21 protein-coding genes and 1 other annotated feature are annotated in these 25093 nt (G+C 29.1%); of the genes, 19 read left to right on the forward strand and 2 right to left on the reverse strand.

The window, feature by feature from the left end:
• Positions 1 to 20: 20 nt before the first annotated feature.
• Positions 21 to 377, reverse strand: a complete 357-nt coding sequence (locus tag HF850_RS09020; protein WP_169105112.1) for a tetratricopeptide repeat protein — start codon at positions 375 to 377, stop codon at positions 21 to 23.
• 231 nt (positions 378 to 608) lie between these two features.
• Here HF850_RS09020 and HF850_RS09025 point away from each other — a divergent pair, with 231 nt between their 5' ends.
• The 9 genes from HF850_RS09025 (at position 609) to HF850_RS16150 (ending at position 10981) form a co-directional block, all read left to right on the forward strand.
• A complete protein-coding gene (locus HF850_RS09025) occupies positions 609 to 4931 on the forward strand; it encodes a 2-hydroxyacyl-CoA dehydratase (RefSeq protein ID WP_169105113.1) in 4323 nt (1440 codons plus the stop codon).
• A 320-nt stretch (positions 4932 to 5251) separates the two neighbouring features.
• The gene (locus HF850_RS09030) at positions 5252 to 6217 is read left to right on the forward strand and encodes a phosphodiester glycosidase family protein (protein WP_347564423.1); all 966 of its coding nucleotides are present in this window, start codon (positions 5252 to 5254) and stop codon (positions 6215 to 6217) included.
• Between the two features lie 76 nt (positions 6218 to 6293).
• On the forward strand, positions 6294 to 7358 hold the full coding sequence (locus HF850_RS09035) for a hypothetical protein (protein ID WP_169105115.1): 1065 nt from the start codon (positions 6294 to 6296) through the stop codon (positions 7356 to 7358).
• A 60-nt stretch (positions 7359 to 7418) separates the two neighbouring features.
• Positions 7419 to 7565: a hypothetical protein gene (locus tag HF850_RS09040; RefSeq protein WP_169105116.1), complete on the forward strand. Its 147-nt coding sequence runs from the start codon at positions 7419 to 7421 to the stop codon at positions 7563 to 7565.
• A 44-nt stretch (positions 7566 to 7609) separates the two neighbouring features.
• Positions 7610 to 7747 (forward strand): CPC_1213 family protein, encoded by a 138-nt coding sequence (locus tag HF850_RS09045; RefSeq protein WP_169105117.1) that lies wholly within the window; start codon positions 7610 to 7612, stop codon positions 7745 to 7747.
• Between the two features lie 140 nt (positions 7748 to 7887).
• The gene (locus tag HF850_RS09050; RefSeq protein ID WP_169105118.1) at positions 7888 to 8313 is read left to right on the forward strand and encodes a UDP-N-acetylglucosamine pyrophosphorylase; all 426 of its coding nucleotides are present in this window, start codon (positions 7888 to 7890) and stop codon (positions 8311 to 8313) included.
• A 171-nt stretch (positions 8314 to 8484) separates the two neighbouring features.
• Complete coding sequence (locus tag HF850_RS09055; protein ID WP_169105119.1) at positions 8485 to 9144, forward strand: TIGR00266 family protein; 660 nt, start codon at positions 8485 to 8487, stop codon at positions 9142 to 9144.
• A 236-nt stretch (positions 9145 to 9380) separates the two neighbouring features.
• Positions 9381 to 10343, forward strand: coding sequence for a UV DNA damage repair endonuclease UvsE (uvsE, locus tag HF850_RS09060; protein WP_169105120.1), 963 nt, complete (start codon positions 9381 to 9383; stop codon positions 10341 to 10343).
• Positions 10344 to 10438: 95 nt separating this feature from the next.
• On the forward strand, positions 10439 to 10981 hold the full coding sequence (locus HF850_RS16150; protein ID WP_347564421.1) for a cell wall-binding protein: 543 nt from the start codon (positions 10439 to 10441) through the stop codon (positions 10979 to 10981).
• 17 nt (positions 10982 to 10998) lie between these two features.
• Here the strand turns inward: HF850_RS16150 and HF850_RS09070 are convergent, their stop codons facing one another.
• Positions 10999 to 11892 (reverse strand): helix-turn-helix domain-containing protein, encoded by an 894-nt coding sequence (locus tag HF850_RS09070; protein ID WP_243159449.1) that lies wholly within the window; start codon positions 11890 to 11892, stop codon positions 10999 to 11001.
• Positions 11893 to 12130: 238 nt separating this feature from the next.
• Here HF850_RS09070 and HF850_RS09075 point away from each other — a divergent pair, with 238 nt between their 5' ends.
• From HF850_RS09075 to HF850_RS09120, 10 genes are all read left to right on the forward strand, one after another.
• On the forward strand, positions 12131 to 14503 hold the full coding sequence (locus tag HF850_RS09075) for a glycoside hydrolase family 31 protein (protein ID WP_169105121.1): 2373 nt from the start codon (positions 12131 to 12133) through the stop codon (positions 14501 to 14503).
• A 219-nt stretch (positions 14504 to 14722) separates the two neighbouring features.
• Positions 14723 to 15097, forward strand: coding sequence for a GntR family transcriptional regulator (locus tag HF850_RS09080; RefSeq protein WP_169105122.1), 375 nt, complete (start codon positions 14723 to 14725; stop codon positions 15095 to 15097).
• Positions 15098 to 15104: 7 nt separating this feature from the next.
• A complete protein-coding gene (locus HF850_RS09085) occupies positions 15105 to 15950 on the forward strand; it encodes an ABC transporter ATP-binding protein (RefSeq protein ID WP_169105123.1) in 846 nt (281 codons plus the stop codon).
• Positions 15951 to 15964: 14 nt separating this feature from the next.
• Positions 15965 to 16612 (forward strand): ABC-2 transporter permease, encoded by a 648-nt coding sequence (locus tag HF850_RS09090; protein ID WP_169105124.1) that lies wholly within the window; start codon positions 15965 to 15967, stop codon positions 16610 to 16612.
• A gap of 241 nt (positions 16613 to 16853) precedes the next feature.
• On the forward strand, positions 16854 to 17486 hold the full coding sequence (locus HF850_RS09095) for a class II aldolase/adducin family protein (RefSeq protein ID WP_169105125.1): 633 nt from the start codon (positions 16854 to 16856) through the stop codon (positions 17484 to 17486).
• A gap of 118 nt (positions 17487 to 17604) precedes the next feature.
• Positions 17605 to 18000 (forward strand): NifB/NifX family molybdenum-iron cluster-binding protein, encoded by a 396-nt coding sequence (locus HF850_RS09100; protein WP_169105126.1) that lies wholly within the window; start codon positions 17605 to 17607, stop codon positions 17998 to 18000.
• 185 nt (positions 18001 to 18185) lie between these two features.
• Positions 18186 to 19745, forward strand: a complete 1560-nt coding sequence (locus HF850_RS09105) for a malonate decarboxylase subunit alpha (RefSeq protein WP_169105127.1) — start codon at positions 18186 to 18188, stop codon at positions 19743 to 19745.
• Between the two features lie 131 nt (positions 19746 to 19876).
• Positions 19877 to 20740, forward strand: coding sequence for a S66 peptidase family protein (locus HF850_RS09110; RefSeq protein WP_169105128.1), 864 nt, complete (start codon positions 19877 to 19879; stop codon positions 20738 to 20740).
• A 46-nt stretch (positions 20741 to 20786) separates the two neighbouring features.
• Positions 20787 to 21926, forward strand: coding sequence for an SLC13 family permease (locus HF850_RS09115; RefSeq protein ID WP_169105129.1), 1140 nt, complete (start codon positions 20787 to 20789; stop codon positions 21924 to 21926).
• Between the two features lie 96 nt (positions 21927 to 22022).
• Positions 22023 to 22313, forward strand: a binding site (T-box leader).
• A gap of 43 nt (positions 22314 to 22356) precedes the next feature.
• Complete coding sequence (locus HF850_RS09120; protein WP_169105130.1) at positions 22357 to 24999, forward strand: valine--tRNA ligase; 2643 nt, start codon at positions 22357 to 22359, stop codon at positions 24997 to 24999.
• Positions 25000 to 25093: the final 94 nt, after the last annotated feature.

The raw sequence follows: 25093 nt of genomic DNA on the forward strand, positions 1-25093 counted from the left end.
TTTAAAATTATAAGTATTGACTATTTAACTTTGTGTAACTTTGAAATAATGAGATTGACTGCCTTTTCACATTCTTTATCATCTGGATCAATGGACCAAGCAAGGTTAAATAGTCTAAGTGCTTTGTCAAAACGCTCTTTCATAGTATAACAATAAGCTAAATTAAAATAATATTTACTTTCTTTTTGTAGAGAAAGAGCATTGCAGAGCATATCAATAGCATCATCAAATTTTTTTAATTTTATTAAACAAACACCTATATTATAGTAAGAACATGCTTTATTTGAGTTATTAAGTATAGCCTTTTTATAATAATATATTGCTTGGGTGTAATCTTTCATATTATAAAATTTATTGCCTTCGCTAAAGTAATTCATATTATAATCCTCCATATTTATGCGGATATTTTATGGATATTATAATTGTTTCCAATTTTATTGATTACTATACATATAAAATAACTAAAATGTTTAATAGGTTATAAAATATTGTGAAATCTAACACTTTGATTTTTGGTCTATCTAAGTTGATTAGGTACAATGAAATCATAAAATTCAATAAGACAAATAATGTATTTGGAAGAAAGTAGAGTAGGTGAATAGACAAAAATGATAAATTATAAAGTTGGTGTAGATGTTGGATCAACAACAGTAAAAATAGCAGTGCTTGATGAAGAAAATAACTTAGTTTATAGTAAATATCAAAGACATTTTTCTGATATTAAAAGCACAATAATAAATTTAATTACAGATTGTTTTGATGCAATGGGTAATATCATCTGCACTATAAATATAACAGGGTCTGGTGGATTATCTATATCTAAGTGGTTAAACATAAATTTTGTTCAAGAAGTAATAGCTTGCTCAAAAACTGTTGAAACATTAATACCTCAAACAGATGTAGTTATTGAATTGGGTGGAGAAGATGCCAAGATCACTTACTTTAGAGGTGGAATTGAGCAGAGAATGAATGGGAGTTGTGCGGGAGGAACTGGTGCGTTCATAGATCAGATGGCATCATTATTAAATACAGATGCATCTGGTTTAAATGAATATGCAAAAGACTATAAGGTTATTTACCCTATAGCTTCAAGATGTGGAGTTTTTGCAAAAACTGATGTACAGCCATTAATAAATGAAGGAGCAAGAAAAGAAGATATTGCTGCTTCAGTTTTCCAAGCAGTTGTTAATCAGACAATAGGAGGTCTTGCCTGTGGTAAACCAATCACAGGAAATGTAGCATTACTTGGAGGTCCATTATTTTTCTTATCTGAACTTAGAAGAAGATTTATAGAAACATTAAACCTAACTAAGGATGAAGTCATTATACCTGAAAATTCACAATTATTTGTAGCTATTGGGGCTGCATTATTATCAGAAGAAGATAGCAATACTATTTCATTAAAGGAAATAGTTGAAAAAACTAATAATCTATCACAATTAAAAGAAAAGAATGTTGACAGTTTAGAAGCATTATTTGAAGATGAAGAAGATTATAGAGAGTTTAAAGAAAGACATGATAAGGAAGTAGTTGAAAGACAAGAACTTTCTACATATAAAGGTGATGCATATCTTGGAATAGATGCAGGTTCAACAACAACAAAGGTTGCACTTATAAGTTCTGATGGTAAATTATTATATTCTCAATATGGAAGTAATGAAGGAAGTCCATTAAATAAAGTTGTTAATATTATGAAGGACTTATATAAGAAGTTACCAGAAGGAGTAACCATAAGAAACTCAGCAGTAACAGGATATGGAGAAGCATTAATTAAGAAAGCTATACATGTAGATATAGGTGAAATTGAAACTATAGCACACTATAAAGCTGCAGATTATTTCTTACCAGGAGTAGACTTTATACTTGATATTGGTGGTCAAGATATGAAATGCCTAAAGATTAAGAATGGTGCTATTGACAGCATAATGCTTAATGAAGCATGTTCTGCTGGATGTGGATCCTTTATCGAAAGTTTTGCTAAATCTCTTGATATGAAGATAGAAGATTTTGCAAAAGAAGCATTAAAATCAAAAGCTCCTGTAGATTTAGGATCAAGATGTACAGTATTCATGAACTCAAGAGTTAAGCAATCTCAAAAAGAAGGTGCACAAGTATCTGATATCTCTGCAGGTTTATCATATTCTGTAATAAAGAATGCACTATTTAAGGTAATTAAATTAAGAGATGAAAAAGATATTGGAGAAAATGTAATAGTTCAAGGTGGTACTTTCTATAATGAAGCAGTTTTAAGAAGCTTTGAGAAAATATCAGGAAAGAATGTAATAAGACCTGATATATGCGGACTTATGGGGGCATTTGGATGTGCTATTATTGCCAAGGAAAGATGTGAAGAAAATCATATTTCAACATTACTTCCTGAAGATAAAATTACTGATTTTAATATGGAATCTTCATTTGACAGATGTGGAAAGTGTGGGAATAATTGTCTTCTTACAATAAATAAATTTTCTACAGGAGAACAACTTATATCTGGAAACAGATGTGAAAGAGGAAGTGGTATAGAAATAAAGAAGGAAGATAAAGTTCCAAACCTATACCAATATAAATATAAGAGAACATTTGGCTATAAATCATTAAAAGAAGAAGAAGCTAAAAGAGGGGTAATAGGAATACCTAGAGTATTAAATATGTATGAAAATTATCCTTTCTGGTTTACATTACTTACTAAGTTAGGGTTCTCAGTAAAATTATCAGGAGCTTCAAGCAAGAAAGTATATGAATTAGGATTAGATACAATTCCATCAGAATCAGCATGTTATCCAGCTAAGCTTACTCATGGACATATTGTAAAACTTATTGATAGTGGAATAAAGAATATATTCTATCCATGTGTAGTGTATGAAAAGAAGGAATATGCAGATGCTGATAATAACTATAACTGTCCTATGGTAATATCTTATCCTGAAGTAATAAGGAATAATGTAGATGCTTTAAAAGAGAATAATATTAACTTTATACAACCTTTTGTATCTTTAGATAACGAAAAAGAACTTGTTAAGAGAGTTGTAGAAATATTTAAAGATTTTAATGTTTCATCTAAAGAAGCTAAAGAAGCAGTAGAAGCAGCTTATGCTGAAAGAGAAGCTTATAAGAATGATATTAGACAAAAAGGTGAAGAGGTTCTTGAATATTTAAGAAAGAATAACAAAAAAGGAATAGTATTAAGTGGAAGACCTTATCATATAGATCCAGAAATTAATCATGGAATTCCAGATATTATTACATCATTTGGAATGGCAGTTCTTACAGAAGATAGTGTATCTCATTTAGCTAATCTTGAACATAAATTAAGAGTAGTTGATCAATGGGTATATCATTCAAGATTATATAGAACAGCACAATTTGTAGCAAATGAACCTTGTGTAGATATAATACAATTAAATTCATTTGGTTGTGGACTTGATTCAGTTACAACAGATCAAGTATCTGAAATACTTGCTGAAAAAGGTAAGTTATATACAGTATTAAAAATAGATGAAGGAAACAATCTTGGAGCAGCAAAAATAAGAATAAGATCTCTTAAAGCTGCTATGGAAGAGAGAGAAAGAAATCATTATGTTCCTGTTAAGGAAAAAATAGAATATAATATACCAGTATTTACAGAAGAAATGAAAAAGACTCATACTATTCTTACACCACAAATGTCACCAATTCATTTTAATCTTGTAGAAGTTGCTGCAAGAGAAGCTGGGTATAATATAGTAGTACTTCCAGCAAGTGACAAGTCTGCTGTTGAAGAAGGATTAAAATATGTTAATAATGATGCATGTTATCCATCTATTATAGTAGTAGGGCAGATTATAGAAGCATTAAAATCAGGAAAATATGATTTAAATAATACATCTGTAATAATCAGCCAAACAGGTGGTGGATGTAGAGCAACAAATTATATAGGATTTTTAAAACTTGCTCTTAAACAGGCTGGATTTAGTCAAATTCCAATTATTTCATTAAATGCTTTTGGTATGAATAAACAGCCAGGATTTAAGATAACACTAAAGTTAATAAATAAGAGCATTATGGCACTAGTATATGGGGACTTGTTTATGAGAGTACTTTATAGAACAAGACCATATGAAAAAGTAAAAGGAAGTGCAAATGCATTATATGAAAAATGGAATGAAAAAGTTAAAGCATCTATTATAAGCGGAAGTAAGAGAGAATTTAATAAAAATGTCAGAGAAATAGTTAGAGACTTTGATAATTTACCATTACTTGATATTAAAAAACCTAGAGTAGGTATAGTAGGTGAAATATTAGTTAAATTCCATCCAACTGCAAATAATGATATAGTAGGAATTCTTGAAAGAGAAGGAGCAGAAGCTGTAGTACCAGATTTATTAGATTTCTTCTTCTATTCAGCTTCAGATGAAGAGTTTAAGACTCAATATCTAGGAAAAGGTAAAATGGGTAAATATGTTGGAAATGCTGCTGTAGCTATTATGGAAACATATAGAAGCGTAATGAAAAAGGCTCTTGATGAAAGTAATAGATTCCATAGACCAAAGCATATTAAAGAACTACAAAAAATGGTAGAATCTATTGTTTCTTTAGGAAACCAAACTGGAGAAGGGTGGTTCCTAACAGCAGAAATGGTGGAACTAATAGAAAGTGGTGCGCCTAATGTAATATGTTTACAACCTTTTGCATGTCTTCCTAATCATATTACTGGAAAGGGTGTAATTAAGACTCTTAAGGAAAGATACCCAGGTTCAAACATTGTAGCAATAGACTACGATCCAGGTGCATCAAATGTTAACCAGTTAAATAGAATTAAGCTTATGCTTTCAGTAGCATTTAAGAATTTAAAGAAGGAAGAAGCAGGAATAAATTATAAAGAAGCTGAAGTTGCTATTGGAAAAGAAGAAAAGAGGAAAAAAGAAGAAAAAGTATATTTCTTAGGTAACTAAATATAAATAATAAAATAAAGTCATGCTATTTAAAGCATGGCTTTATTTTTGCAAATTTTTAGGTTTTTATTATTAAATCGATATATGATACAAAAATGTGATTTAATTATAAATAATATTATAATTTTAATAATTATGTTATAATATTTAATTGAAGCCGTTTAAACCTATACAATTAGTAAAACGACCTATTTAAATTATGATTTTTATTATGGTAGTATTTGAGAATATTAGAGAAAGTGGAGGAATTGATGAAAACAAAAAAGAAGGAAAAAAGACAGAAAGAAAAAAAGAAGAAGAAGTTTAAACCCTTAAGATATATAGGTTATTTATTGTACATAGCTGTTTTTCTAGGAGTAACAACACCTTTGGTTTTATTTTTTGGACCTTATGAAAATACTAGAAAAGCATTTTTGCAGACACTATTGGCAACTAGGCACGCTTACTTAGTTACAGATAACTTTTCACAGGATACTATAAATGAATTACTTGGCATTGAAAATAATGTAACAGCATTGGCAAGTGAACCTGAAGAAAAACTTGATACAGATAAAATAGATATAAAATATAATAGTAGTACAGAAATTTCCAGATATAATGTGCGTACTGAAAAATATGATGCATATATACTTGAGATAAAAAATCCATTAAGTATAAAAGTTGCTATGACTAAGTATTTAGGTAAATTAGGACAAAAGACAAGTGAAATGGCTGAGGAACATAATGCAGTTGCAGCAATAAATGGAGGTGCCTTTATAGATAAATCAAGTGATGGTACTGTTTATGCAGGAACTGGAGCAGAGCCAGGAGGATTTGTTATTTCAGAAGGTAGAATAATTTATCCTACATCTAATGTTGACATGAATAAGGTAGAAAATGTTGTTGCATTTACTGCGGAAGGAAAACTTATTGTAGGAGACCATTCATTAAAGGAATTGCAAGCATTGAATGTAAAAGAGGCGATGTGTTTTAGAAAGCCTAATATAATTATAAATGGTAAAAGACAAGTTAAGGACAAGATGTCAGAAGGTTTTAATCCAAGAACAGCTGTAGGTCAGAAAGCTGATGGGACAGTGATATTCTTAGTTATAGATGGTAGAAAAATAAATAAGGTAGGAGCTACACTATACGATGTTCAAGAAATTATGATGGACAGAGGAGCTATAAATGCTGGAGCATTGGATGGAGGATATTCTTCTACTATGTATTATAAAGGAGAGGTAATTAATTCTCCTAATGCATGGAATGGTGAACGTAGCGTTGCCACAGCTTTTTATGTTGAGTAATATTGAAATTAATATATGAAAAAGATAAATTAAAATTTTCATTTTAAAAGAATATGAAAGAAAGGATTAATCATTAATGAAAACTTTTATAAGGATAATCGTATGTACATTAGTTGCAATAATTATTCAGCAGGGTATATTCATGTATGTAGAGAATGTATATCTTGATACTAATGCTGAAATTACTGTAGAAAAAGTTGATGAAAATGTAGAAGAAGAAACTTCAAAAAAAGAAGAAGTTCAGTTAAGTGCTAATGTTGGAGATATTAGTTTATCAGATGATGGCAGATATATTGCTTATCTACAGGATGATAAATTAAAGGTTTTAGATAGTAATGATGGAACAGAAAAGGAAGTTGCAACAAAAAGCAATGAAACAATAGCGTATTATGAATGGCTTACAAATGAAGATAATATGATAATAATAAAGAAGGTTAAAAGTGGACGAGGTTCATACTTTGAGCCAATAACATATTATGCTAAAAAGAATGAAACAAGAAGTCTTACTGACTTTGATATATCTGAAATAAAAATAAATATAACTAGTGATGAAGAAAAAGTGGAAAACGTAATTTTCTCAACAGCAACAAGTAGTTTATATATTAAGATTAAAAAACCTTCAGGAAAGAGTGATTTATATTATTTAAATATAATGAATCAGCTTGAGTTAGTAAGAAAGAATAAGGATATAGGAGATATAATAGTACCACCAACGACAACAAAATGTGTAATGGAAATGGGAAATTATGCAACTGTATTAAATAGTAATGATAATATACAAATACCTAATGTAAATATAACTAGAATATTAGGTACTGATATAAATGATAATGTATATTTTGGTGAAGAAGTAGATGGAAAGATTACAAAGATTTATTATTGTGTACTAAATGATCCAAAGAGTCAGTGGAAGAATCTTACTTTGTCTAAACCTGTTAATAAAGAAGATATTTCTATAGATTATACAGGAAGAATATTTGTAAATGATTCTGAAAGCAAAATTGTAAATGAACTTACTAGCGGACAGTCAGTTAAGTACGAAGGTGATTATGTACAAATTTATTCAAAAGGGGTAATTTCTCGATTAGGAAATAAATTATTGAAAAATGAAATAAATGATACTAGATTAATAAAAAATTAGCAATTAAAAATTTGAATAAACACCTCATTAGTTGTACATCATACTAATGAGGTGTTTAAAATGGATAATAATAAATCTAGAATGAAAGAAAGACCAAGGTCAAATGCAGAACGAAGAAAAATGGATCCAAAAGGTAATAGTGATTTGGGAATAATTGATGGAAAGAAGATTGGAGCTCCACCACATAAAGAAAAGGATCATTTATAATACTATTTTCTTAATATGCATAATTTGATTATGAGGTGATATTAATGGGAAATAAAATGAAAGGTAAAAACATAGATAAAAAGAAGGGCATACATCATAATCCACAAGCTGAAAGTGTAAAGGCTGTATTTGGAGAACCAAAAGCAAAGGATAATGAGTTCACACCTCATACTTTCGGTTAAAGTAGAGAAAAAGCAGATGGTATTTATATAATATACTATCTGCTTTTGGTTATATTGTAAAGGTAGACCATACTGGATTTTAGTATTATAATTATTATGTTATACGATTTTATAAATCATAGATAAATAGGAGTAGAAAAATGGATTTACAATTGACAGTTTATGAGTTGGGAAATTTATTAAAAAGAATAGAGGAAAAATACGAATTGGAAGTGCTTATTAAATTAAACCTTAGTGGTGGATGGATGACAATTACTGGTCCAGCAGCTATTGCTAAGATTCCTGACAATTCAATATCTAAATGTGGAGGGAATAAGGATAATATAATTGATATTATTATTAAAAAAGATATTGAAGAAAGTATTCCAGTAAAAATTACAGGCGCAAGCAATAAAAAATTTTCTGTAAATATTGCACCTACAAAATATAGAGAATTATCACCTAATAATTTATCTTTAAACATGGTAAAGACAAACAATGATATAACTAAGTTAAGAATTGATGAAAATATTATCTTTACAATTAAAGAGAATATTAAAAATATAGAAAAGTTAGCCGAAATATAGAGATAAAAAAGTGTTAGAAAAGCTTCATAAATTTGTGAAGCTTTTTTCTCTTACATAGAATATTTTAATAAATACAAATGTATACATAATAGAAAGGATAGTTTTTATATAATTTACTATATACATTAAGAAATGAAGAGATAAGAAAATATAAAGGGGATCGAGAAATGTATGAACACTAAATATGAGTTGCTATACGGAAATACAAATAAGGTACTAAAAATTAATGCCCAGAAGGGAGAGTGTTATATAGTTGAAGCTAAAGCTATGGTTGCTATGAGTAATGTTTTTAAAATACAAGCGAAAACTGGAGGTCTCGGAAAAACCATAGGAAGGTTGTTTTCAGGAGAAAGCTTATTTGTTCAGAAATTTATTGCAGAAAGTCAGGGAGAATTATTACTTGCACCTGAGTATTTAGGTGATATAGAAATAATAGATATGGATGGGACCAAGACTTACAGACTCGGAAGGTCAAGTTTTTTAGCTTCTACTTCTGAAATAGAAATAAATACAAAATCTGGAGGTATTAATGGTTTACTATCTGGTGAAGGTCTTATTCAAATGGAGGCAAGTGGTGAAGGAACTCTGTTTATAAGTGCTTATGGAGCTATACACAAAAAATTTCTCTCAATTGATGAAGAATATATAGTTGATACTAATCATTTAGTTTTATGGGACAGTAGAATGAATTATACTATAGAAACAGCCTCTGGATTATTTACGTCTATAACAGGAGGAGAAGGTATAGTATGTAAGTTTAAAGGGCCAGGTGAAGTATGGATACAAACTAGAAATCCAATAGGCATGGTTCAAAACAAACAAAATCAATGATTATATTAATTAAAGAAGTATATTATCGTATTTATTAGTTGTAGATAAATACGATATTTTTATTTTCATGCTAGATTGTCTGGAGAAATAATAACATTTACTGTATTAATAATTAATTTAAATTTCTATTGTTTTTAACACTTTATATTTATATTAATTATATATTTAAAATACAAGTATGTATTTGCAGTAAAGTGAGAAAAATAATATTAAACCAAAAGAAACAGGTGAAATAAATGAGAATAAGACTTGGTTATGTAGCAATATCTAAGAGACTTGGTAAGAAAGTAACTGGTTCAAGCACTTTGACATATGCAAATTATAGTAAATTAAATACACCAGAAAAAAAAGCTGAAAAATTAAAATCGGTAGCATTATCAAATTTAACGGATTTGGGAAAAATTTTAGAGTATAATGGAGAAAATGATATACATTTTTATAGAATTACATCTGCTCTAGTTCCCTTAGTGACTCATCCAGAAGTAGGTTATTGGGGGCATAGAGAGATTTTTCAAAAGGATTTTAGTTATATTGGAAATATAATAAAGAAATATAATATGAGAGTTGATACTCATCCAGATGAATTCAATGTAATAAATAGTACTAATCCTAGAGTGGTTCTCAATACAAAAACCAATTTAATATGCCAGACAGAATGGTTTCAAGATATGAATTATAATGAAGGAAAGATGGTTATACATGTAGGTGGTGCAACTGGAGGAAAAGAAGAAGGAATAAAGAGATTTATAAAGAATTTTAATGAGTATCCATATGAAATTACTTCAAGAATTATTATTGAAAATGATGATAAAACGTATACAGCTAAAGAAGTACTTAATTTATGTGAAACCCTAAGGATTCCAATGGTTCTTGATGTCCATCACCACAACTGTAATAATAATGGGGAGTCATTAGAAGATATGCTTGAATCAATTTTTAATACTTGGAATAATGAAGAACTTCCACCTAAAATTCATTTTTCTAGTCCAAGAGAGCACGAGAGAGATAGAAAACATGCAGATTATATAAATCCATATGATTTTGTTAAATTTTTAGAAATAGCTAAAAAGTTAGATAGGGATTTTGATATAATGCTTGAATGTAAACAGAAAGATGATGCTTTATTTAAGCTTGCAGATGAAATACAAGAAATAAAACCTCAATATAATAGAATTGATAAGACAACTTTTGAAATTTAGGTTGATTTTTCTTAAGATTTATAGAATTATAACGATAATAAAATAATCTACTAATGAAGTTATAATTCTATGAAATATTAGGAGGATTAGATAAAGTGAAAATAGATAAATTAAAGGTAGTATCTTTAGTTTTTGCAGGATTAATAATGCAGGGTACATGTGCATTGGCAGCAAGTTCATCAGAAGGATATGGAAAAGAAGAGCTTGATAACCTTCAGCCGGGATGGTCTTGGATTGACAAAGATAAAAGTAATTATAGAGTTAATTCATATAAAAATACTTTTTCTAGTATAGAACCTATAGTTAAGGAAGAGAAAAAGGATGAAGAGACTACTATAGCTTTTGAACAGATTAATCAACTTCCTGAAAATGTAGTTCAGACTACTTGGGGGAATAGTGGACTATGCTGGGCTAGAATGGCAGATAAAAGCTGGATGCTTCTAAATGATGGAGTACCACAAATGGGATGGAAGCTGGTAAATGGAAAGTGGTATTATATGAATTCTAGTGGCATAATGCAGACTGGCTGGATTAATGATAATGGAACATGGTACTATTTATATGAAAGTGGAGAAATGGCTTCAAATACTTATATAGATGGTTATTATTTAGGGCCAAGTGGTTCGATGGTCTGGTAATTAGAAAGAATGTGTAATTATTTACACATTCTTTTTGATTTTCTGAATTCTTTGGGAGTGATGTTGTATTTCTTTTTAAATAGCTTATTAAAATAAGAGACATTGTTAAATCCTACTTTAAATGAAATATCTAATATAGATTTGTTGGTATTACTCAATAGAGATGATGCTGTTTCAAGTCTGTAATTATTTATGTATTCTATGCATGTCATACCTATGTGTTTCTTAAAAAATCTCATAAAATGATACTCACTAAAGTTACATTTTAGTGCTATTTCTTCAACAGAAAGGTCTTTTTCATAATTCTCATGTATAAATTTCAAGATTAATTTAATTGTATCACTTACTTCTTTAGTGATTGTAGAGACTTTTTTCTCTTTAACAAGCTTGTTGGAGTAGATAATATAAAATAAATGATATAGAAGAGATTTTAATTCTAATTCAAAACCATATATTTTTTTATCATAGCATTCAAATATTCTTTTTATAGTTAGAAGAACATCATCATACCCAGGAGAATCTTTTCTTATAATCATAGGAAGTTCATTTTGGCTGTTGAATATTGGAGCGAAAAACTTTATAAGACATCCATCTGTAAGGGCTGAATTTAACATATTTAAATTAAAAACCATAGTACTCCATATCATAATATCTTTGTTAGCAGTTTGTTCAATAGAATGGAGGAGAGATGGTTTTACAAAAACGATATCACCTTCTTCAACATTTAATGGATTTAAATCTATTTTGTGGATTCCTTGTCCTTTTTTAATTAATGTAATTTCCATTTCTTTATGCCAGTGAATAGGAACAAAACTAAATGAATCTGAAAATTCACAATGATATGTTGTAAATGGAAGTATAAAGTCACCGTGGTGCGTATTTTCTTTAAGATTTAAGAGATTATTCATCATTACTACCTCCAAATAGCAGTATTGTATTATAAATAAGCTATATTTTGTTAGAATTATATATATTACCATTATATAATAATATTATAATGATAGTAAGAAAATATCATTGTAAATTTTATTTGAACCCTTATGAATTTCAAGGATCAGGTAGAGTTGTACCCCTCTTTATTTGAACCTTGATAATTTTTTATGCAAACGCTTTAATATATAAATTTTATTTTGAAGGAGAAGTACTTATATGAACAGTAAAAAAACTAATTTTGATAATGCTGGAGTTATAAAAAATTTTACTTTAGAAAATAACATTATAAATGTAGAATTTGAAAATGTAGAATTATTTATAACTATAATAAGAGATGATATTATAAACTTTTTTGTACCTTGTTTTAGGGAAGAAAGAAATTCTAAAGCAGTAGAAAGTATTAATAATAAAAATACTAATTTTACTGTAAAAGTAGAGAGATTAGAAGAAAAGATAGTTATAAGAACTAAATTTTTAATCATAAATGTAAACGATAATATGAAAATTGATATTTATAATATAAATGGTGAGCTTTTATGTGCAGACTATAGAGGTAAAGAAAAAGCGTTTGCACGAAGATATGGTGATTATGAACTTGCAAAAGAAGAGGGGCATGATGTAAAAGACCATGTGGAAGATAAGGTTAAGATAATAAAAGCTATGGAAGATGATATGTTCTTTTATGGTTTTGGAGAAAAAACTGGTCCGTTAAATAAAAAAGGATATCACTATGTAAATTGGAATACTGATAATCCTCAGCCACATGGAGAAACCTTTGACAGACTTTATAAATCAATTCCATTTTTCATAGGAGTTAAAGATAAGAAGTCATTTGGTATTTTCTTTGATAATCATTTTGAAACGCATTTTGATATGGGAAGAGATAATTCTGAATATTATTATTTTTCAGCAGTAGATGGAAATCTTGATTATTACTTTATATATGGACCAGAAATTAAAAAAGTAGTAGAAGGATATACATTTATTACTGGAAGAATGCCACTGCCACAAAAATGGACACTTGGCTATCAGCAATGTAGATGGTCTTATGGAAATTATGAAAGAGTTATGGAAATTGCACATAATTTCAGAGAAAAAGATATACCTTGTGACACAATATATCTTGATATTGATTATATGGATGGATATAGAGTATTTACTTGGGATAATAAAAAGTTTGAGAATCCAGAAGAAATGATTAAAGAATTGAATAATATGGGATTTAAGGTGGTAACAATAATAGACCCTGGTGTTAAAGTAGATCAAGGATATAAGATTTATGATGAAGGGCTTAAACATGGGTATTATGCAACAGACAAAGACGGAATTATATATACAAATGAAGTATGGCCTGGAAAATCAGTATATCCAGATTTCTTAAACTCAAAAACAAGAGCATGGTGGGCAGAAAATCAAAAAATTATGATAGATTTAGGGGTAAGTGGAATATGGAATGATATGAATGAACCAGCAAGTTTTAAAGGCCCCCTACCAGATGATGTTATGTTTGATAATGATGGAGTAAAAGTTTGTCATAAGGAAGCTCATAATATCTATGGTCATTTTATGGCAAAGGCTACTTATGAAGGAATAAAAAAATATACAAATAAGAGACCATTTATAGTTACAAGAGCATGTTATGCTGGAACTCAGAAGTATTCTACTGTTTGGACAGGTGATAATCAAAGTACTTGGGAGCATTTAAGAATGTCTTTACCAATGCTTATGAACTTAGGATTAAGTGGTATGGCCTTCTGCGGAACTGATGTAGGTGGATTTGGACATGACTGTAGTAGTGAACTTTTAAGCAGATGGGTTCAAGTTGGAGCATTTACACCACTTTTTAGAAATCATTCTGCTATGGGAACAAGAGATCAGGAACCATGGGCATTTGATGAAGAAACAGAAGAAATAAATAAAAAATATATTAAACTAAGATATCAATTTATGCCATATATATATGATACTATGTACAAGGCTGCAATAACTGGTGCACCTATGATAAGACCATTATTATTTAATTATCAAGATGATATAAACACTTATGAAATAAATGATGAGTTTTTGTGTGGAGAGAATATTTTAGTTGCTCCTGTAGTTGAACAAGGAGTAAAAGCAAGACTGGTATATCTTCCAGAAGGAAATTCATGGGTTGATTATTGGACAAAAGAAGAATATAAAGGTGGACAGTATATAGTAAGGCAAACTCCATTAGACACATGTCCTATATATGTAAAACAGGGAAGTATTATTCCTAATTATGAAATTCAGAATTTTGTTAATGAGAAGCCAAATGAAAAATTATTTATACAGCTATTTTTAGGCGCTGAAGAAGCTGAATCATCATATGAACATTATGTTGATGATGGGGAAAGCTTTGAATATAAAAATGGAGTTTATAATATCTACAAAATAGATATTAATGAGAAACAAGAAAAAGTAGATATTGAAATATCAATTAGATATGATGGTGGTTTTAAAAAGTATGATTCAGTTATTTTTGAAATGTTTAATTTAAATAATAGAAAAGTATTTATAAACGAAGTTGAAGTTGAAGTTACAGAAGATAAAGCTTATTGTAGAATGTAAAATTATAAAAAGTATCTATCCCATAAAAATGATGAAGTATTTTTATGGGATTTATTTTGTTCAAGTTAAGTTTTGAGGTAATTGAGATAAGTTAAAAGTTTATAAAAATATAAATCTGAAAAATGAAATAATTTTACGTGTAATATATTTACAAAAATAAAAAATGGTGATAATATGTGTGTATAGATGATATACACATTTAGATACGGAGGTATACAATTGGATATTTTAATTAGTAATGATTCACCAGTTAAGTTATATGAGCAGATAGAAAATCAAATTAAAAATCAAATATTGAATGGCAGCTTAAAATCAGGTGAAATGCTTCCGTCAATCAGAATGCTTGCAAAAGAATTAAAAGTAAGCATAATCACTACAAAGAGAGCTTATGAAGAACTCGAAAAAGAAGGGTTTATTGAAACTGTGGTAGGTAAAGGAACCTTTGTTGCAGGAGCAAGTTCTGAAAGATTAAAGGAAGCGGCAATGTGGGAAATGGAAAGTAGATTTGAAGAAGTAATAGTCACGGCCAAATCACTTGGATTAGGACTTAATGAATGTATTGAGATTTTAAAGAATATTTATGAGGAGGTTTAATTTAATTATGGAAGCAATTAAACTAAGAAATTTGAAAAAGAATTATGCAGATTTTTCTCTTGATATAGATAAGCTAGATGTGAAAACAGGATTTATCACTGGATTCATTGGGAGGAATGGGAGTGGAAAAACCACTACTATAAATTTGATAATGGGTATGTTAAAACCAGATGGTGGTGAAGTGAAAGTATTTGGTGAAAGCGTAGTCAATAATGGTAACATTAAAAATAATATTGGATATATAGGTGATATTTCAGGATTTCTTGAAGAAAATAAACTAAAGTATATAAAGAATGGTATTTGCAGATTTTACTCTAATTGGGATGAGAAAGTATACAAAAAATATATGAATAAATTTAACCTTGATGAAAATAAATCATTTAAGGATTTATCAAAAGGACAACAAAAGCAATTTCAGCTTGTTATGGCATTTTCACATCATCCTAAATTATTGATTATGGATGAACCTACAGCTAATCTTGATCCAATTGTTAGAAATGAAATATTAGATATTATAAATAATCATATGGTTAATGAAGAAGTAACGGTGTTTTATTCATCTCATATAACAACGGATATTGAAAAATGTGCAGATTATATTGTGTTTATAAATGATGGAAAGATATTTTTACAAGGTGAAAAGGACGAAATATTAGAAAATCATATATTGGTAAAATTTAAAAAAGATTTGTATGATGAGAATATAAAAAGTCAATTTGTTTCATTAAAAGAAAATAGATTTGGATATGAAGGTCTTATGGATGATAAATTAAAAGCTCGTGAGATTTTTGGAAATGAAGCAGTTTATGAAAAATGTTCATTAGATGATATTTTAATTTATTATGTAGGATAAGGAGAGTAGAGAATATGGATAATATGATTAATTTAATAAAGCTTCACTATACTTCAGTTTTAGCATTAAAAAAATCAGGCGCAGTAATGATTTTACTGGCTGTTTTTATCACAGTAACAAACAATGATGGTTCTATGCTTCCATTTGGTGCAGCGCTTTTATTAATGCTTTTAAATTATAGTACTCTTGCATATGAAAATAAGAGTAAAGTAAATTATTTAGTGTATTCTCTTCCTGTTGAACCAAAGAAATATATTTTATCTAAATATATTTATGGTGTAATTAATATATTTATTTCAGTATTGTTTGCTGATTTTATATTTATTATTTTAAAAGCGTTCAATATGGTTACTTCTGAAACAATACCATTAGAAGCAGTAAATTTATCAATATATATAATAGGAATTGTAGTTGTAGTAATAGTTTCTCCAATTGCCCTTGTATTTGGATTTAATAAAGCAAGACTAATTTTAGTATTTCTATTTGTACTTCCAGTATGTTTTTCAAAGACAATAGTGAAAATAATACCACAAGCACCAAATTCAATTATAAATATATCACTTCATAGTATGCAGGTTTCAGTCTTAATAATTGGAATATTATTAACTGTAATTTCATATATAATATGTTCAAATTTATATAGTAAAAGGGATATTGACTAAGTTGTACAAATTTATTTGATTAATGAATATATAAATATATAAATCTCACAGATTTCTGTGGGATTTTTTTGTAACAATTTAGTTTGGGTTGAATATATTATTATTAAATATATTTTGTTTTTTATAAGAAAACTGCAGATATATTTGATAAAAAATTAACAATGATTACATGAACTTATATATTACAAATAAGAATAATAATTTAAAAATATAAATATGAATAAGTATAGGAGTGATTGATTTGTTAGATAATCTTAGAATTAAATTAGTTAAGATAGCAAAAGATGCAGAGAAGTATGGTCTATGTAAAGAAAAAACAGGAAGTTTTAGTTTAAGGGATAAAAGTACTGGATATATTCTAATAACACCTTCCCAAGTAAGTAGAGAAGATTTAAAGCCAGAAAGTATATGTATACTGGATAGTGAAGGAAATGAAATTGAAGTTCACAAAGAAATGCAGCCAAGTAGAGAAAAATTACTTCATTTAGAAATATATAAGAATAAGGAAAATATACGAGCTGTTATGTACACTCATTCTCTTTATGCTACTATTTTTGCGGTAGCAAATAAGGTTATTCCTCCTATAGTATCAGATTCAAGGCACTATGGAGGATATATATATGTAGCACCATATGAAAAAGCGCAGACTATAGAATTAGCTAAAAGTGTTATAGAACCTCTAATTAAGAATGATGCATGTTTATTAGAACGTCATGGGATTGTAATAATAAGTGAAAATATAGATGATGTGGTGACAAAGGCTAGGTATGTTGAAGATGTGGCTGAAATATATTATAAAGTTCTTGTACTAAATCAGTTTAAAGAACCACAGAGATTAAATTCAGAAGAGCTTAAAGAACACATAAAGAAATAATTACTTAGGTGAGAGTAAAATATTATAAAAATAATAATTATGTGGTAAAATAGTAGTGCTATTAGTATTTAAGGTGAGTTTAAATACTATAAATATATCAGTATATAAGGAGGATATTATGAAAATAGCATTACCTAAAAATGAAAATGAAATAAATCAACATTTTGGGAAGAGTAAAAGCTTTGAAATAGTAACTGTTGAAGATAATAAGGTTACAGATAAAAAGGTGGTTAGTGCTGAAGCTTTACAGCATAATCATGGTGGATTAGCTGCATTGTTAAAAGATGAAGGTGTATCTGTGGTAATTACAGGAGGTATAGGACAAGGAGCAATAGATGGCCTTAAGAGTCAGAATCTTGAAGTTATAAGAGGTGCTTCTGGAAATATAGATGATATAATTTCTTCATATATAAATGGGCAATTACAAGATAAAAATGTTGTATGCAGTCATGACCATGACCATCATCATGATCACAAGAATCATATGACAATTAAAATGCCTAATACGAAGTAGTGTTAAAAATAATGAAACGAATGATTAAGTAAAATACTTTCATTCGTTTTTTCTTTAAGAGAAATTTTTAATAAGAATTAGTAAAAGCATACATTTGAGTGTTAATAAAATAACAAGAAGAGCAGAAAATAATAAGCATTGGTAGAACAAATTTATAGTAAATAGTAATTTTTAAGGAGTTATCTATGAAAATAATTGATTCTAAAGATGCTGTTAAATTAATAAAGTCCTGTGACACTCTTGCCGTTTCAGGTTTTGCAGGAGTAGCAGTACCAGAAGATCTTTTGAAAGAATTAGGATTAAGATATATAAAAGAAAATGAGCCAAGAGATATTACACTTATGTTTGCAGCTGGACAGGGAGATGGAAAGGAAAAGGGGCTTAATCATATAGCATATGAGGGGCTTATAAAAAGGGTGGTTGGAGCTCATTTTAATCTTGCACCTAAACTGGGTAATTTAATACTTAATAATAAAGTACAGGCATATAATCTTCCCCAAGGAGTAATGTGTAATATATTTAGAGATATTGCTAGAAAGTCTGGATATACGTTAAGCAGAGTTGGACTTGGAACATTTGTTGATCCCAGAAATGAAGGAGGAAAAGCAAATGATATAACTAGAGAGGATTATGTAGAACTTGTAAACATAAATAGTGAAGAATTTCTTTTGTTTAAGAATGAAAATATAGATGTTGCATTTATAAAAGGAACTTTTAGTGATAAAAGTGGTAACATCTCTATGGAACATGAAGCAACTTATTCAGAAGCGTTTGTTATAGCACAAGCAGTTAAAAATTGTGGTGGAATTGTAATAGTACAGGTAGATGATATTTTAGAAGAGGATAAAATGCCATGTAATAAAGTTAAAATACCAAGAATTTATGTAGATTATGTTGTAAAAGTTGATGATAATGAAAAGAGTCAGATCCTTGGATTAAAGTATGACGAAGGCCTGTGCGGGACTCCACGAATTAAAGGAGAACAATCTAAAGAAAAGAATAACAGTGTAAATATTATTAATAGAAATAATAAAATAAGTGCAAGAGAAATTATAGGAAAGCGAGCATTTATGGAACTTAAAAAAGGTGATGTTGTAAATATTGGAATAGGAGTTCCAGAAGAGGTTGCAAAAGAAGCAAAGAAAAATAATTTTAATCAGTTTATAACTCTTACAGTAGAGCCTGGAGCCATAGGGGGAATACCTCAAAGTGGAATAAAATTTGGTTCATCATATAATCCTGAATGTATAATAGATCAGCTGACACAATTTGATTTTTATGATGGAGGAGGTCTTGATATAAGTTTTTTAGGAATGGCAGAGTGTGATAAGCATGGAAATATAAATGTAAGCAGGTTTGGAAATAAAATACCTGGATGTGGTGGATTTATAAACATTACTCAAAATTCAAAAAGAACTGTATTTTGTGGAACATTTACTGCTGGTGGTTTAGATATAAATGTACAGGATGGAAAGCTTGAAATTATATCTGAAGGTAAAAATATAAAGTTTGTAAATAATGTATCTCAAGTGACCTTTAGTGGTGAATTTGCCTCACAAAATAGCAAAGATGTGTTGTATATAACAGAGAGATGTGTATTTAAATTATTTGAAGATGGACTTCATCTTATTGAAATTGCACCAGGAGTTGACGTGGAAAATGATGTGATAAGATTAATGGATTTTATTCCTATAATAGATAATGAGTTAAAAGTAATGGATGAATCATGCTTTTCACTAAGTTAAAAGGATTTAAGATATTTAGGGAATTTATTTGGATGATTTATTAAGAATAAGTAATCATGCCAATTGATTATATGAAGAAAATAATATATAAATAGATGTGATATTATTTTACTAATAAACGGAGGGGAAAAATGAAATTACTAAATAAAGGTGATACAGTAGGAATAGTTGCATGTTCTAATGGATTAATAGATAGTTCTAGTGGAAAAATAGAATTATTAAAATCTGAATTAGAATCATTAGGACTTAATGTAAAGCTAAGCAGTAAAATTTATATAGATAAATCATTTCCTAAGGATGAAGGAAGAAAAAAGGCTGAAGCTTTAATGAATTTCTTTAAGGATGATAAAATAAAAGCTATATTTGATGTTTCAGGTGGAGATTTATGCAATGAAATTCTAGAATATCTAGATTACAGCATAATAAAGAAAAACAAGAAACCTTTCTTCGGATATAGTGATTTATCAGTTGTTCTTAATGCTCTTAATTCTAAGACTGGTATGGAAACTTATTTGTATCAGATTAGAAATATAATTGATGAGTATAAAAAAGTTCAAAAAGAGAATTTCTTTAGTACTATCATGGGTCATGGTAATGAACTTGTGGATTTTAATTATGAATGGATACAAGGAAACTGTATTGAGGGAATTGTTATTGGAGGAAATATACGTTGCTTTTTAAAATTGGCAGGAACTGAATATATACCAGATTTCAGTGATAAAATATTATTTTTAGAAAGCTTTAGTGGAAATGTATATAAAATGATAACTTATTTGAATCAATATAAGCAAATGGGAGTATTTAAAAAGATAAAGGGTATAATACTTGGAAGCTATACAGAGATGGAAAGAGAAAAATATACTCCAGATATAGTTGAAATAGTAAAAAATATAGTTGATAATGAATCTATGCCTATTGTAAAAACAAGTGAAATAGGCCATGGAAAAGATTCTAAATGCATTGTAATAGGTAGAAAAATAAGTTTACATAGATAAGAATAAAAAGTAGGGAAGGTGAATTGAACATTTACTGTTCATTGGTATGGAGACAGGAATACAGGAGCATTTATTAAAAAGAGAGAGAATTATAGAATATTTAAAAAAGGAGTGCGTAATGGTAATAGCACTCCTTCTAGCACTTATAACATCATTTATTTCAGTACCCAAATTAGAATATATAGATTTTAAAGTTATTATACTTTTATTTAATCTTATGATAATTGTAGCTGCGTTTAAAGAACTTAAGATATTAGATTATGTAGCAGCTCATCTTGTTCAGAGGTGCACTAGTATTAGAGGAGTGACTTATACATTAGTATTTATAACATTTGTGGGTGCAATGATTGTTACAAATGATGTAGCACTTATTACATTTGTGCCTATTACATTGATTGTAGGAAGAAAGTTAAATATAGACGTAATGAAATTAGTTATTTTGCAGACTATAGGGGCAAATTTAGGAAGTGCACTAACTCCTATGGGAAATCCTCAAAACTTATTTATATATAGTTTTTATAATCTTTCACCATATGAGTTTTTAAAAATAACACTGCCACTTACTGTTATTTCGTGTGTATTGCTTATGTTGGTGATATATATAATGAAAAATAAAAATATAAATGTTATAAGTCTTGAGAAAAATACTATAAAAGAAAAAAATAAAGCACTTATATATTCAGTGATATTAGTAATTATACTTTGTTCAGTATTTAAAGTTTTAGATTATAGAATAGCATTTATAGTTACATTAGTTGGTGTTTTTTTATTGGATAAAGGATTGTTTAAGAGAGTAGATTATTCATTACTACTTACATTTGCAGGATTTTTTATTTTTATTGGTAATATATCTAATATGTCATATATAAAAAATTTATTAGAAGGTTTATTATCAACACCTAAAAGCACATATTATAGTGGACTTATTGCAAGCCAATTCATAAGTAATGTACCAGCAACAATGCTTTTGTCTGGATTCACAAATTATTACAAAGAATTACTTCTTGGGGTTAATGTAGGAGGGTTAGGAACATTAATAGCATCTCTTGCTAGTGTTATTTCATATAAACTTTATGTCAATGAAAACCCTGAAAGAAGCAAAGAGTATATTAAAATATTTAGTATATATAATTTTGTAGGGCTTGTAATCTTATCACTTATTCTTGTTACATTAAGAATATTGTAAATTAATGAAACTGTTTGAATATAATATGGAATTAGAAGTAATAAATTAATATTGACAAATAAAAGTTGTTAATATATTATAAAGTAAATTAATATTTTAAAAACATTGATAAAGAGGAGTAAGAACTGAAAGTATTAAAAGATTTATGCTTTAAATAAGTATAAACTAATTCAAACTTATTTGTTTTTGTTTGAGTAAAGAAAGAGAGAGGGAGTAGCTGGAAACCCTTATATGGAAAGTTCTGAAGGTAGCTTTTGAGTTTCTTTAGTGAATTTAATAGTAGCTAAAGACGGTTTTTCTAAACCGTTATTTGAATTAAGAGTCCATTAGAGCAATTATATGTGCTACGTGGAAATAAAGGTGGTAACGCGAGTCTTCGTCCTTTTACGGATTGAAGACTCTTTTTTTATTTAATATAGGAGGATAAACAATGTCAGAGATAAAAAACATTTCAACAACATATGATCCAAAAGAATTTGAAGACAGAATATATAAACATTGGGAGGAAAAAGGGTACTTTACACCAAAAGTAGATAGAAGTAAAAAGCCATTTACTATAGTGATGCCACCTCCAAATATAACAGGACAGCTTCACTTAGGTCATGCATTTGATGATACTTTACAAGATATGCTTATAAGATTCAAGAGAATGCAAGGCTACTGCACATTATGGCTTCCAGGTGAAGACCATGCTTCAATTGCAACAGAAGTTAAGGTTGCTAATAAGCTTGCAGATGAAGGTTATGACAAAAAGGAAATGGGAAGAGAAGCATTCCTTGAAAAAGTATATGAATGGAGTGACAAGTACAGAGCTACTATAAGAAACCAAGTTAAGAAGCTTGGAGTATCTGCTGATTTTACAAGAGAAGCATTTACTATGGATGAAAACTTAAGTGCAGCAGTTAAGCATGTATTTGTTAAATTATATAATGAAGGATTAATATATCAAGGAAGCAGAATAACTAACTGGTGTACACATTGTCAAACTGCTTTATCTGATGCGGAAATCGAATATGAAGAACAAGCAGGACATTTCTGGCATATTAACTATCCATTAGCTGATGGAAGTGGATACTTAGAAATTGCAACAACAAGACCAGAAACATTACTTGGAGATAGTGGTGTAGCTGTTAACCCTAACGATGAAAGATATAAACACCTTATAGGTAAAACTGTAATTTTACCATTAGTAGGTAGAGAAATTCCAATAGTTGGCGACGATTACGTTGACTTAGAATTTGGTACTGGTGCAGTTAAGATGACTCCAGCTCATGACCCTAACGATTTTGAAGTAGGTAAGAGACACAATCTTGAAATCATCAGAGTTATGGATGATAAGGGAATAATCAATGAAAATGGTGGAAAATATCAAGGTTTAGATAGATATGAAGCTAGAAAAGCTATAGTTAAAGACTTAGAAGAAGCTGGACTATTAGTTAAGATTAAAGACCATGCTCATAATGTAGGTACACACGATAGATGCGGAACAACTGTAGAACCAATCATATCAAAACAATGGTATGTTAAGATGGACGAATTAGCTAAACCAGCTATAGAAGTTGTTAGAGAAGGTAAGACTAAATTTGTTCCTGAAAGATTTGATAAAACATACTTCAACTGGATGGAAAATATCCAAGATTGGTGTATTTCAAGACAATTATGGTGGGGACACAGAATACCAGTTTACTACTGTCAAGACTGTGGTGAAATGATGGTACTTGAAGAAGCTCCAACAAAATGTACTAAATGTGGAAGCACTAATATAGAACAAGACCCAGATGTACTTGATACATGGTTCTCATCTGCATTATGGCCTTTCTCAACATTAGGTTGGCCAAACAAGACAGAAGATTTAGATTACTTCTATCCAAACAGCGTTTTAGTTACAGGACATGATATAATCTTCTTCTGGGTTGCTAGAATGATATTCTCAGGATTACACTGCATGGGAGAAACTCCATTCCATACTGTATTAATTCATGGTCTTATAAGAGATAGCCAAGGTAGAAAGATGAGTAAGTCTTTAGGAAATGGTGTAGACCCACTTGAGGTTATAGATCAATATGGTGCTGATGCATTAAGATTTATGATAGCTACTGGTAATGCTCCAGGAAATGATATGAGATACTATCCTGAAAGAGTTGAAGCATCAAGAAACTTCGCTAATAAGATTTGGAATGCTTCAAGATTCGTTATGATGAATCTTGATAAGGACATAATGAACAAATATAAAGACTGTAAAGAATATTCGTTAGCTGATAAGTGGATATTATCAAAAATGAACACATTAGTTAAAGAAGTTACTGAAAACATGGAAAAATATGAACTTGGAATTGCTATGTCAAAGGTTTATGACTTCATGTGGACAGAATTTTGTGACTGGTATATAGAATTAATTAAACCAGTATTCTATGGTGAAGATGAAAAGGCTAAGGGAGTAGTTTACAATGTATTAAATACTGTACTTGTTACAGGACTTAAATTATTACACCCAGCAATGCCATTTATTACAGAAGAAATCTTCACTCACTTAACTGATGAAGAAACAATAGTAAATGCTGCATGGCCAGAATTTGATGAAGCTTTAGTTGATACAAAAGCAGAAGAAGATATGGCATACGTTATTGAAGCAATTAAAGGATTAAGAAATGTAAGAGCTGAAATGAATGTACCACCATCAAGAAAAGCTAAAGTTATAGCTTATATCAGTTCAGATGCTAAAGAAGCATTTACAAATGGAGTTTCTTATATTGAAAAACTTGCTTCAGCTTCAGAAGTTGAATTTATCGAAGATAAAGCTGTAGTTCCTGCAAATGCAGTATCTCTAGTAGTTAAAGGTGGAGAATTATTCATGCCACTATTAGACTTAGTTGATAAGGATAAGGAACTTGAAAGATTAAATAAAGAAGTTAAGAAGCTTGAAGGAGAAATCGAAAGAATCGATAAGAAGCTTGGAAACCAAGGTTTCGTAGCTAAAGCTCCAGAAGCAGTAGTAAACGCTGAAAAGGAAAAGAGAGTTAAGTACGTTGAAATGCTTGAAGCAGTAAAAGTTAGAATTGATGCTTTAAACTAAAATAATTAAATTGAAATAATATAGAAAATAATTTTCTACCCCTTTATAGGAATAGGCTTTATTTGCAGCCTACATTCTGTGAAGGGGATTTTTT

This window comes from Clostridium sp. SM-530-WT-3G (assembly GCF_012843905.1).
Lineage (GTDB): Bacteria > Bacillota > Clostridia > Clostridiales > Clostridiaceae > Clostridium.